General features: G+C 48.9%; 10 protein-coding genes and 1 rRNA gene. 3 read left to right on the forward strand and 8 right to left on the reverse strand.

Annotated elements, in window-relative coordinates; translation table 11 throughout:
- Positions 1–137: 137 nt before the first annotated feature.
- The 8 genes from CBX96_RS11435 to CBX96_RS11470 all read right to left on the reverse strand — a co-directional run bounded on the left by CBX96_RS11435 (position 138) and on the right by CBX96_RS11470 (position 8,742).
- Positions 138–1,166 (reverse strand): formate dehydrogenase subunit gamma, encoded by a 1,029-nt coding sequence (locus CBX96_RS11435; RefSeq protein ID WP_011624443.1) that lies wholly within the window; start codon positions 1,164–1,166, stop codon positions 138–140.
- Positions 1,167–1,215: 49 nt separating this feature from the next.
- Entirely contained in the window at positions 1,216–1,812 is a 597-nt protein-coding gene (gene fdh3B, locus CBX96_RS11440) for a formate dehydrogenase FDH3 subunit beta (RefSeq protein WP_007651894.1), read from the reverse strand.
- A 26-nt stretch (positions 1,813–1,838) separates the two neighbouring features.
- Positions 1,839–4,691 carry a molybdopterin-dependent oxidoreductase gene (locus CBX96_RS11445; protein ID WP_109286774.1) on the reverse strand — a complete coding sequence of 951 codons (2,853 nt, stop codon included), beginning with the start codon at positions 4,689–4,691 and terminating at the stop codon, positions 1,839–1,841.
- A 17-nt stretch (positions 4,692–4,708) separates the two neighbouring features.
- Positions 4,709–4,906 carry a twin-arginine translocation signal domain-containing protein gene (locus tag CBX96_RS11450; protein WP_023265401.1) on the reverse strand — a complete coding sequence of 66 codons (198 nt, stop codon included), beginning with the start codon at positions 4,904–4,906 and terminating at the stop codon, positions 4,709–4,711.
- A gap of 167 nt (positions 4,907–5,073) precedes the next feature.
- Entirely contained in the window at positions 5,074–5,751 is a 678-nt protein-coding gene (locus tag CBX96_RS11455; protein WP_089068735.1) for a molecular chaperone, read from the reverse strand.
- 10 nt (positions 5,752–5,761) lie between these two features.
- Positions 5,762–7,423, reverse strand: coding sequence for a 4Fe-4S binding protein (locus CBX96_RS11460; RefSeq protein ID WP_181382194.1), 1,662 nt, complete (start codon positions 7,421–7,423; stop codon positions 5,762–5,764).
- A gap of 186 nt (positions 7,424–7,609) precedes the next feature.
- Entirely contained in the window at positions 7,610–8,278 is a 669-nt protein-coding gene (locus CBX96_RS11465) for a DUF3306 domain-containing protein (protein ID WP_109286776.1), read from the reverse strand.
- Complete coding sequence (locus tag CBX96_RS11470) at positions 8,278–8,742, reverse strand: DUF3305 domain-containing protein (protein WP_039976978.1); 465 nt, start codon at positions 8,740–8,742, stop codon at positions 8,278–8,280. The genes CBX96_RS11465 and CBX96_RS11470 overlap by 1 nt, the downstream gene beginning before the upstream one ends.
- Positions 8,743–9,038: 296 nt before the next feature.
- Between CBX96_RS11470 and CBX96_RS11475 the strand changes: the two genes are divergently transcribed.
- From CBX96_RS11475 to CBX96_RS11485, 3 genes are all read left to right on the forward strand, one after another.
- Positions 9,039–9,935: a formate dehydrogenase accessory sulfurtransferase FdhD gene (locus CBX96_RS11475; protein ID WP_109286777.1), complete on the forward strand. Its 897-nt coding sequence runs from the start codon at positions 9,039–9,041 to the stop codon at positions 9,933–9,935.
- Positions 9,936–9,991: 56 nt separating this feature from the next.
- A complete protein-coding gene (locus tag CBX96_RS11480; protein WP_109286778.1) occupies positions 9,992–10,897 on the forward strand; it encodes a helix-turn-helix transcriptional regulator in 906 nt (301 codons plus the stop codon).
- 766 nt (positions 10,898–11,663) lie between these two features.
- Positions 11,664–11,782, forward strand: a 16S ribosomal RNA gene (locus tag CBX96_RS11485); the annotation flags it as partial.

The following is an 11,782-nucleotide window of genomic DNA, read 5'->3' on the forward strand; positions in this document are numbered from 1 at the left end:
CTTGTGTGAGCACGCAAAAATGGGTCAATTTTCGGATGAAAATGAAACGCTTGTTAATGAGTTGTTGTTTGAGTTCTAGGTAAAAAAACACCCCGCAGTGCGAGGTGTTTTTATTGGGGTAAAGCATTAGGCTTTAGTTAGTCTTTATAACGCAGACTGCCGTTAGCTTTGATTTCGTCATACCATAAATTGTGGTGCTGGATTGCCCAGTTCTCATCACAATAGCCTGACTTCATACACTCCATACCGCCTTCACTGAGTACGGTCGCCATCCAGATATGCACTATGGTAAAGGCAATCAGGATAACGGCACTGATCGAGTGGATCAGCAGCGCGCCCATCGAGGCTTCACGGGGCAGATCTAAGCCGGGCAATACCAACATGATGCCAGACACACTGATAAACAGCCCGAATAGGGTCAGTGTCCAGAACCACATTTTTTCACCGGCGTTAGCAAAACCACTGTCAGGGTGTTTGCCTTTGAATGGGCCAAAGTTGATATAGCCACCGACCACAAGGAACCATTTAAGATCGTACATCTTAAAGGTTTGTAGCGGCATCCATTTCACCACGCAGACAATCCACGCCATGATAAAGATGGGGCCAGCCCAGTCGTGCACGGTTTTACTGCCGTAGATCAGCGGTGCCCAGATGTCGGGCCCTAGCAGCTCTTGCACGACATGCTTACCGAGCATAATGGTTAAGCCGGTAAACATCAGCGTGAGACAGCTAATTGCCATGATCCAGTGGATCCACAGATCCGCTTTAGACCAACGAGCCACCATCTTGCCTGAAAAGCCGTGGCTGAGTCTTGAAGGACCATTCACCAAGTAAAACAGTAAGAAAGCACCAAACACACCCGTTACAGCTAGGGCCATAATCGGGGTAATGTATTGGTTTCTCAGTTCTTTACCTTGGTTACCGGCAACGTTAATCAACACCCCAGTTTCGACCCCTTTGGCTGTGGTATAGCCAGTTTCACCCGACTTTACCGCGCGCCACAGATCGGCTTCGCTGGTTTGCGCTTTCGCCTGTTGTTGACTCGATTGCTGATCACTTGCCTGTACTGGGCTTGCGCTCATTACTGAACCTAGGCCCAATCCCATCACGAGTACCATCAGAGCAAACAGACTGCGCAGTGATTTGTTTAACTGTTTGTTTAACATTTTCACTCCTTGCCAGAGGTTAGGGATGACTCCCTAACCTTCACTCTGCTTAGTTAATCTCACCGGTCTTTGGGTTGTAGCCCCAAATCACGTTAGGATTGCCTCGAGAGGCCATACGTTGACGGTAGATGTTTGATACCACTTCCGCATCACCCGCAAGCAGCGCTTTGGTTGAACAAAGCTCAGCACACATAGGTAGCTTGCCTTCAGCAATACGGTTTGCACCGTATTTCTTGTGCTCGGCTTCGGAGAAGGTTTCTTCTGGGCCACCGGCACAGAAAGTACACTTGTCCATTTTACCGCGGCTACCGAAGGCGGTTTTCTTCGGAAATTGTGGTGCACCAAACGGACAGGCATAGAAGCAGTAGCCACAACCGATACAGGTATCTTTGTTGTGTAGCACAATGCCATCGTCGGTACGGTAGAAACAATCTGCCGGACATACGGCCATGCAAGGAGCGTCGGTACAGTGCATACATGCTACTGAAATCGATGCTTCACCCGGTTGACCATCGTTAATCGTCACCACGCGGCGACGTTGAATACCCCACTCAAGTGCGGAGTCGTTTTCGTTTTTACATGCTGTGACGCAGCCGTTACACTCGATGCAGCGTTTGGTGTCACACAAAAATTTCATGACTGCCATAATGGCTTATCTCCTCATCAAGTAGGTTAGGCTTTGCTAACTTGGCAAAGGCTGGACTTAGTTTCTTGCATCTGAGTCACAACGTCATAGCCGTAAGTTAAAATGGTGTTTGCCGATTCACCTTGTACATAAGGTACTGTACCTTCTGGGTAATTCTTCGCGAGGTTTTCACCTTCGAAGATACCGGCGAAGTGGTATGGCATAAAACATTCACCCGGAACAACCCGTGGTGTCACCATTGCCTTCACTGTGATCTTGGCACCTTCAGGACTATGAACAAAGACATTGTCACCGTCACGGATACCACGGTCAGCAGCGTCTGCCGGGTTCATTTCGATAAACATTTCTTGTTGTAGCTCGGCCAACCAAGGGTTAGAACGAGATTCTTCACCACCACCTTCGTATTCCACTAAACGACCAGAGGTCAGTGTCAGTGGGAAGCCTTGGGTAAAGTCCTTATCCTGAATTGACTTATACAGAGTCGGTAGACGCGCAACCATACGGTCTTCGTAGGTTGGGTATTTAGCGACTAAGTCACGACGAGGAGTGTAGAGTGGCTCGCGGTGCAGCGGGATATCGTCTGGGAAAGTCCACACGATACAACGTGCTTTCGCGTTACCGAAAGGAATACAGCCGTGCTTGATTGCAACACGTTGGATACCGCCAGACAGGTCTGTCTTCCAGTTTTTGCCTTCGGCCAGTTTCTTCTCGTCTTCGGTTAAGTCATCCCACCAACCCAATTGCTTGAGCATGTCGGCGGTAAACTCAGGATAACCATCTTGAATTTCACTGCCTTTAGAGAATGAACCGTCGGCAAGAATGCTAACGCCATTGTGTTCAACACCATAACGGGCACGGAAAGTACCGCCGCCGTCTTTCACTTCTTTAGATTGATCGTAAAGAATTTGGGTACCAGGGTGTTTCATTTCTGGCGTACCCCAACATGGCCAAGGTAAGCCGTAGACTTCGCCTTTAGCTGGGCCGCCCGGTGCGGTCAGACTGTTTACATCGAAAGTGCCCCAGTTTTCTTGGTGCATTTTCAAACGTTCTGGGCTTTGACCTGTGTAACCGACGGTCCACATACCTTTGTTGAACTCGCGAGTCACATCTTCAATTAATGGCTCTTCGCCATTGACTTGGATGTGCTTACAGAATTCTTTTTCGATACCCAGCTTTTTCGCCAGTTTGTACATGATCACGTGGTCAGGCAGAGACTCAAACAGTGGCTCGATGACTTTAGAGCGCCATTGAATCGAACGGTTAGTGGCAGACACTGAGCCGTAGGTTTCAAATTGGGTCGCCGCAGGGAGTAGATATACCCCATCTTTACGCTGGTGCATCACACCGGCCATAGTTGGGATTGGGTCAACAACGACCACTGTATCTAACTTGTTCAGCGCTTCACGCACTTCACGGCCACGGGTTTCGGTGTTAACTGATTGACCCCAGAAGAACGCCAGACGGATATTGTCCTTCTGCGCGATCTTGGTTTTATCTTCGAGTACACCATCGTGCCAGCGAGAGCAGGGGATACCCGTTGAGGTTTGTGGGGTTTGACCTAAGTATTCGCCTTGGTCGAAACGGCCTGCAACCCATTTTGGATCTAAGTCCCAAACGCCAGACCAGTGAGCCCAAGCGCCTGAGGTTAAGCCGTAGTAACCGGGTAAGTTGTCGAATAACAGACCAAAGTCAGTCGCGCCTTGCACGTTATCGTGACCGCGGAAAATGTTGGTACCGCCGCCAGATACGCCCATGTTGCCCAGCGCTAACTGTAAAATACAGTATGAACGAGTGTTGGCGTTACCGACGTGGTGCTGAGTACCGCCCATACACCATACGATAGTGCCTGGTTTGGTCTCTGCTAACATTTTAGCGATACGGTACATTTGCGCCTTAGGCACGCCTGCAACGTTTTCGACTTCTTCAGGGGTATATTTTTTCACTTCATCGCGAATACGTTCCATGCCGTATACACGTTGATTGATGAACTCTTTATCTTCCCAGCCGTTTTCAAAAATGTGCCATAACAGACCATAGATGAAGGGGATATCGGTACCTGGGCGGATATGCACGTACTCGTCAGACTTAGCTGCAGTACGGGTGAAACGTGGATCAACAACGATAATCTTAGCGCCGCGCTCTTTTGCCACCAAAATGTGTTGCATGGCGACTGGGTGCGCTTCACTTGGGTTTGAACCCACAAACATGACGCACTTAGAGTTGCGGATATCGTTTAACGAGTTGGTTTGCGCACCGTAGCCCCAAGTGTTAGCAACACCGGCTACCGTGGTAGAGTGACAAATACGGGCTGAGTGGTCGACGTTGTTTGTGCCCCACAGTGCCGCGAGTTTGCGATATAAATAAGCCTGTTCGTTAGAGAACTTAGCACTACCCATAAAGTAGATAGAGTCTGGACCGGATTCTTGACGAATCGCAGTCATTTTATCGCCCACTTCATTGATGGCTTGATCCCAAGAGATCTTTTTCCACTTACCGCCTTCTAACTTCATTGGGTATTTCAGGCGTTTTTCACCGTGGCCGTGTTCACGCAGTGCAGCCCCTTTCGCGCAGTGGCCGCCTTGGTTAAATGGATGATCGAACGCGGGTTCTTGACCTGTCCACACACCGTTTTGCACTTCAGCATAGATACCACAACCCACAGCGCAGTGAGAGCAAATGGTACGTTTGACTTCAGTCGGTGCATTATGGGGGATATGTTCCTGCGCCTGTGCTTTACGCATCATACCTGTGCCAAGCATAGACGCGGCGGCGATACCACCAGTGGCAAGACCTGCAGATTTTAAGAATTGGCGACGATTAAGACCGAGGGCGGGCACTTTAGGCTCGACGACTTGGTCTGTTTTGCGGGTTAATCGCATCACACACACTCCTCTGGTTAGTTGTTCAACGACGCATAGTAGTTACGGATATGGTCGGTTTCGCGATAGCTGTCACTCTTAGTTTCGCTTGGGGCAACTGTTGGGGTCGCAGCCAGAGCTTGGCTACTGACAGTCGCAACCGCGCCAGCCGCACTGCCGAGTGCCAATGCTTTGAGCAATTGACGACGGCCCATGTCGGAAGCTTGCTTCTTCATAGTGTCTCCTTGTGTTACTGGGTGAGGTGATGCATACCACGACCACCTCGGTTACTGTGGAAGCCTAAGCTTCCTTTTTGTGGCAAAGGTGAACCTTAAGTCCACCTTTGCCTATCCAACTAAAACGCGACAGGCATTGAATCTGCGTATCGCTAACCGTTTTAAGTTTAGTTCATTAATTCCACTTGTTTTTCTAAATCGCTGGCGGCGGGTTGTAGCTCCGCACTGCCGGGGCAATTGACGGGAATGTCTAAACTCAGTTGTTCAAATTCGGTGGCTTCCATCTCGAAAAACGCCTTAGCAAGATGGGCAACCGTGGCATAAAACGCTGCGCTCGGGGCTTTGCTGACGGCGTCGCAGAAGCGCTGAATCCAACTGCCCATGTGGCGCTGATAGAACGCCAGCTGACGGTAGCCTGGTGCTTCGAGGATAAGTGTACCCATGACTTCGCACAGAGCGGCTACATGATCCTCGGGTTCTTTGACGTTTTCTTCACGTTCAAAACCGAGTTGCATTAAGTCTTGGCGTAGCAGAGCCAGGGGCTTATCCATCAGTGAGCCTGTCATAAACCAGCTACCATAGGGCAGAATTTCGCCACAACCCACACCGAGGAACAGGGCAAAATACTCATCTTCTAATTGTTCACTGCTGAACTGCTGCGCCGCTAATTGCAGGGATAACCATGCCTTGGTCATCTCATTGTCTTCATTGGCATCGATTTCAAGATTGGCCAAAAATTGCAGTAGTTCAGGGCTTGGATGGCGACGCAACAGGGCGGCCAACAGTTGATAGATATCGGCTCTCAACTGATCGTTTTCTGATACTTGTCTTACTGATTCGGTCATAGCGGATCTCTTATCGCAGTTGCTTTTCAGGATCTTGAAGAATGTCTTCAAACATGTCTTTTACCCGGCAATCGCCACACATTTTCAGTCGTTCAATATTGGCTGAGAATGCGCTGTGCGCGCCGACCATATCCAGCATCCGATGCACCATAGATTGGGTCGCAAAAGGAGAGCCGCAGCGAATACATTCGAACGGGGCTTCTTCTTTCAGGGTTTGTAATTGCTGACGAGCAGCTTTATCAAAGTTAATTTGTGGCGTCAGGCTGATGACCTTTTCAGGGCAAGCCGCCTCACACAAGCCACATTGCACACAGTTTTGTTCAATAAAGTGTAGTGCAGGTTTGTCGCCACCATCTTGCAATGCCATGGTGGGGCAAATCGCTACACAGGACATACACAAGGTACATTTCTCGACATTGACGCTGACGTTGCCGTAGGGAACGTTGTTGATACTCAAACAGCTGTTGATTTCACCCGCTTGGCTGTTTAGATGGTCAATCGCATCAAACAGAGTGTTACGTTTGCTGGTGGACGCAAAAGCGCCGGGCACAATCACTGGCCAATCGAGGCTGATGTCGAGCAGAGGCTCCAAATTCGCCAGCATGCTTGGGTCGATAAGACTCAAGCGCTGCGGTTGGCCCATTTCATCTAAAATGTTGTTGGCTAAAGCCAGTTCACCTTTCAACATTTGTGTGAGCGTAGGGGCGGTTGCCTCGGTATTGAGGATTAACACTTGGCGTGCGCCCCAAGCCAGTGAAGCTAACCAATGGTCAATGCTGGCAACGGTGATTTCTTCGAGGGCGACAGGGAGCACATCCCCGGCTAAGTCGTCACCTATCAAGCTTGCACCAACCGCGTTGTCGTGGAACAGGATCACAGGTGCGGTTTGGGCTTGTTCGCGGTAACGGTTGATAATTTTATTCAGGTAAGAATGCAATGCCTGTGGCGTCGGTAAGTCATAACCAATCGCACCCGTTGGGCAGGCGTTCGCACAGCTGCCAGCGCCGTGGCAGAGGTAAGGGTCGACCTCAATTTTCTTCGCAACACTGCTAATCGCATCGGCGGGGCAGAAATTGAGGCAACGGTTACAACCGTTGATGCCATTACGATCATGGGCGCACAGATCGGCATTAATTTTAACGTAACGGGGTTTATCAAACTGGCCCACCAGTTCGGGCAGTTGCTCCAGCGCATCGGCCAGTTTGGCTTGGTCTTGACCGACATAGAAATAGCCCGGCGGCAGCATTTCTAAATTCAAGCAAGGTGTGCTGCTTAAATCGAGGATCAAATCAAAATGAGGTTTACGAATGGCGACAACACTCAATTCAGCCGCGCCATTTTGATGCTCGACGCTGACTTGGAATTGACCTAAAAATCCTTTAATGCCAATGAGTTTGTTGTAGTAGCTTTCGACATCCGTCGCCGCAGCCATCACCTGTTCAAGGTGGGTTTCATCTTGGCGGGTAATCGCTTCGTTAGCCAAAATCACACGGCTCGCCATAGTGGACAATTTGTCCGCCGCGAGGCGTGCCAGATCCTCAGGGCCAATAATTAGCACAGTGCCTTCAGTGGTGTAGCTCACTGTTGGCGGGATCAGATTCTGTAAAATCTGCGTTTGGGCTAACACATTTTGCCGCGCTTGTTTTAGCGCAAGCTGGGTTTGATTGGTCATCAAATGAGTGCTCACATTGCGTTCCTGAACAGTACTTTGGCTGCTCTTTTATAGCTGTTTTGCTGCAGATTTAGGCGGTAATTTGAGACTAAGTCCTTGCCTTTTCTGCTTTTATCTAAGTTTTTATCCCTTAGTACAGCAATTCACATACCAAAGTTATGGACATAAAAATTAGCTAAACTGACATTAAACAACAGGCTTTTGCATCTGAGCGACTGGCTCTGGTGCATTTTGGGGTAGGTCATCAGTCTCCCCATCCAAATTGTCCGTGATCTGAGTGTTTGCTAATTCGGTTTCGACATCACTGTTTTTTGATTCCATTGCATTTTCTGTATTCACCACCGCATCGCTGGGGATTGAGGTCGGATCTTCGTCTGACTCTTCATTCTCTTTGGTGATAAAACGGAATACTTTTTGGGCTAACTCGGCGGACACCTCTGGCGTCAGCTTGGGCTGATTACTGTAGTCGAGCGCATATTCCAAGAGACCATCTATCTCATTGAAATGGGGCTGTTTCCACAAGGCTCGTAGCGCCGCCGTTTTGGCCGCTGGGTCAACATTGGCTCCCATAAACTTAGCAAAGCTGCCGCCAATCTCAATTTCTTCGGGATTGGGCAACTCTTCCGCGGTGAGGAGGCGGTTGGGATCCTCATCGGTTTGTGGGAAGGTATTCTGAGGTTCAGAAGTCGGCGCGGCAGGCTCAACCACAGTGGGCTCAGTTGTGGTATTTAAGTGTGCTTCCGCGGTTTTTTCGGCCGTTTGAGCTGCAAGTGCGGCTTCTTCGGCGGCGACCTGCTCACGGCGCTGGCTCCAACGGCTAAAAAAGCCGTTAGCCTTAGGGGTTGAGTCAGCCATTAGTCCCTCCGCAGTGGGTCGTGGCTAGGGCCTTGGTTTTTACGGTGGTCGACATGCTTGCGGCGATATGCGGCGATTTCAACTTCGCCGTATTGGGTGATAAAGGCTTCAATCCAGCAGGCGATCGCCTCTGGCATCAGCATGTTGATAACGGGGGTGTTGCCTTCAAGGCAGCCTGCCGCCACGTTTTGATCTGCCGAGAGTAACGCGGGTACCCAAGTGCCGTCTGCCATTTCATCGCAGACCAAGTACAGCATGGCATTATCCATGTCGAGGTTGATGCGATAACTGGCGCGTTCATCTTTGTGCAGTTCTAGCAGTACTAAGGTTGCGCCTTCGGGAGCTTCGTGGGTGGCGGGCAGTAGATGATCGATTTCCCATTGTACTGAGGTCCAACGACCCATTTGTTTCTCTACTTTTTTGAGCGAAACGTACATTGGCCAAACACTAGTGGTATGTTGCATTGTCTCTCCGTTTCAGCCGAGAGGGGCGAACCTGAGCGAACGGTTCTCTTTCCCCTACTGATTGCGATAAAAGGTCACTGCAATATTAATGCCATTAAACAGGGGGTATTTGTTTGAGGTGGATCATCAAAATAAGGGTAAATTTAGGACATTTTGTCTAATGGGTCATTTTGTCTGGGACATTTACGCCCACTGGAATATTCATAATTGCGACGGATCACGCATTTAGCCCAGAGTTTCATACCTAGGTATAAATATTGCTATGCTGATGCCATCACACGTAAAGCGGTAACATTATGATTTCTGATAATAGTTCTATTATTGCTCAGCAAGCACTGCCCAATGACCATCCATCGCCAGCGAAACCAGCCTTCACTTTCGTGAAAACCCAGGCTGAAGTGCCGCTAACGATTGCCGTCAAAGCCGTAGACGAATCGGGCGAAGTGATCGATAAGCATGTTGCCTGTGAGCGACCTTTAACGGTTTACCTGAACTGGCGTCCGATTGTGACCTTGATGACCTTAGGGGCTAAACCCGAGTCGCTTGCGTTAGGCTATCTTAAAAATCAAGGATTTATTTCCGATGTAAGTCAGTTGGACTCAGTGATTGTCGATTGGGATGTGAACTCCGCCGCCGTGTTAACCCGTGAGCAAACTGCCGATATCGAGCAAAAGTTATCGGAGAAAACGGTCACCTCTGGCTGTGGTCAGGGGACTGTATATGGCAGTTTTATGCAGGATTTGGATGATATCCAGCTGCCCACACCAAGCCTCAAGCAAAGTACGCTCTACAGTTTGCTTAAAAATATCAATGAATATAATGACACTTATAAGAATGCCGGCGCCGTTCATGGCTGTGGTGTTTGCGAGAACGACCAGATCCTTGCCTTTGTGGAAGATGTGGGACGCCACAATGCCGTGGATACCTTAGCGGGTGATATGTGGTTGGCACAGGATCGGGGCGATAACAAAATTTTCTACACCACGGGACGACTCACCTCGGAGATGGTGATTAAGGTCGCCAAAATGGGGATCCCCGTATTGCTGTCGCGCAGTGGCGTGACACAAATGGGTTTAGAACTGGCTCAACAGCTGGGCATCACTATTATTGCCCGAGCGAAAGGGCGCCACTTTTTGATCTATCACGGTAGTGAAAATCTCGAATTTGATGTGAATACCCCGTCAGGCAACTAATGCCGCGATAAATGGTATTGCTTGAACTCAGAGAGACAGGACGACAAGGACATAAGATGACATCCGCCAGTGAATTGATTTACATGAGCGCGAAGCAGGTTGCTGAGTATTTAGATCTGAACGAGAAGAAGGTCTACGCCATGGCGAATGACCGAATTCTGCCAGCAACGAAAATCACCGGTAAATGGCTATTCCCTAAGGTGCTAATTGATCGCTGGGTGATGGACTCTTGCCATAGCGGCATGTTAACAGATCGACTCTTGATCACTGGCAGTGATGATCCTCTGCTTTCTATGTTGGTCGCACGCTTAATGGCGCAGGTTGGTAGTCGTGAGCTGATCAGTTACAGTGCAACAGGCTCGCGCCTCGGGTTAGAGCTTTTAGCAAAGGGTTATGCTGACGTCTGTACTCTGCACTGGGGCAGCATGGAGGATAGAAATATCCGCCATCCAGCCTTACTCAAAGGTTATCAGAACCATCAGCAATGGATCATGGTCCATGGCTATTCTCGCCAGCAAGGTTTGATCATGCGAACCGATATGCACCACAGATGCCAAGAAGAAGACAAGGTACTCACCTTACCCTGGCGCTGGGTCAGTCGCCAAGGTGGCGCAGGGAGCCAACAACATTTAGAACAATGGCTATTAAAGCAAGGGGCACGTTTAGATCAACTCAATGTTGTGCTAACAGCCTACAGCGAGCGTGAACTTGCAGGATATATAGCACGGGGTGATGCCGACATTGGTTTTGGTTGCCAATCCGTAGCCTTGGAAAGTGGTTTAAGCTTCGTGCCACTTGTCAAAGAGTCCTTCGACTTTGTGATGCCACAAAGCATCTACTTCCGCAGACAACTGCAACAACTCTTTACTATGTTAAGCAGCGGGTATACACGCCAAATGGCAGCGTTGTTAGGCGGATACGATCTTACCGATTGCGGCCAGCTATTGTGGAGTGCTAACTAACGCCACAATTTAGCCGCGTTGCACGACCTTATACTTTTATGTAGCTATATAAGTATAAGGTCGCTATTTCCTCTCTTTGTTCTCAAATTCTAATTGCCGACTTTCATCTTTTATTCCTTTTTTGCTTAAGCGGTACGTTTCAATCGAGCGATGAACCGCTTTTATTAATGATTTTGATGGCATGAAGTGATGATAAATGCAGCGATTGTGGATAACTTTGGGAATAAGTGGTGGGTAGCTTGTGCCTAGTTTGGGTGTAAAAAGTGATTTGAAAAATAATGCAAAAAACCTGAAAAAAGCCCTTGCGTAAAAAGTTCTGCTGCCTATAATGCGCATCCACTGACACGGCAGACAGCGAAAGCAAGCGCGGTGACAGTGCGAATCGAATGCAAAATGTGCAGTTGATTCGAAAGCCTCAAGAAGTTTGCAAAAACGCCTTGACGCGACAAGGGAAATGCGTAGAATGCACGACCCTGAGCTGATGTGAGTCAGCCCTGACCCGCTGAGCGGTAACGCGAAGTGAATGGTCAAATGCTCTTTAACAATCTAAACAAGAAATCTGTGTGGACACTCACAGGTATTGAGTTAATCGAAATTACTCTGCCGTTTGGCGAGTAATCAAAGAATTAAATCAATGAATGAGTGTTCATAGCAATATGTACATACAGTAATGTATGAATTGAAACGCGATGCTTCTTAGTGAGCAAAGCGAATCAAAACAGTAGAATTCATTGAGTCGTTTAACGCGAGTTAAACAAAAAACTTTTAATTGAAGAGTTTGATCATGGCTCAGATTGAACGCTGGCGGCAGGCCTAACACATGCAAGTCGAGCGGCAGCACAAGGGAGTTTACTCCTGAGGTGGCGAGCGGCGGACGGGTGAGTA

Source organism: Shewanella sp. BC20, assembly GCF_003129585.1.
GTDB classification, from domain to species: domain Bacteria; phylum Pseudomonadota; class Gammaproteobacteria; order Enterobacterales; family Shewanellaceae; genus Shewanella; species Shewanella seohaensis.

What these genes read in the sequence shown, in the direction of transcription:
- CBX96_RS11435 (WP_011624443.1), bottom strand. Translation starts at nt 1,166, where the DNA reads ATGTTAAACAAACAGTTAAACAAATCACTGCGCAGTCTGTTTGCTCTG.
- fdh3B (WP_007651894.1), bottom strand. Translation starts at nt 1,812, where the DNA reads ATGGCAGTCATGAAATTTTTGTGTGACACCAAACGCTGCATCGAGTGT.
- CBX96_RS11445 (WP_109286774.1), bottom strand. Translation starts at nt 4,691, where the DNA reads ATGCGATTAACCCGCAAAACAGACCAAGTCGTCGAGCCTAAAGTGCCC.
- CBX96_RS11450 (WP_023265401.1), bottom strand. Translation starts at nt 4,906, where the DNA reads ATGAAGAAGCAAGCTTCCGACATGGGCCGTCGTCAATTGCTCAAAGCA.
- CBX96_RS11455 (WP_089068735.1), bottom strand. Translation starts at nt 5,751, where the DNA reads ATGACCGAATCAGTAAGACAAGTATCAGAAAACGATCAGTTGAGAGCC.
- CBX96_RS11460 (WP_181382194.1), bottom strand. Translation starts at nt 7,423, where the DNA reads ATGACCAATCAAACCCAGCTTGCGCTAAAACAAGCGCGGCAAAATGTG.
- CBX96_RS11465 (WP_109286776.1), bottom strand. Translation starts at nt 8,278, where the DNA reads ATGGCTGACTCAACCCCTAAGGCTAACGGCTTTTTTAGCCGTTGGAGC.
- CBX96_RS11470 (WP_039976978.1), bottom strand. Translation starts at nt 8,742, where the DNA reads ATGCAACATACCACTAGTGTTTGGCCAATGTACGTTTCGCTCAAAAAA.
- CBX96_RS11475 (WP_109286777.1), top strand. Translation starts at nt 9,039, where the DNA reads ATGATTTCTGATAATAGTTCTATTATTGCTCAGCAAGCACTGCCCAAT.
- CBX96_RS11480 (WP_109286778.1), top strand. Translation starts at nt 9,992, where the DNA reads ATGACATCCGCCAGTGAATTGATTTACATGAGCGCGAAGCAGGTTGCT.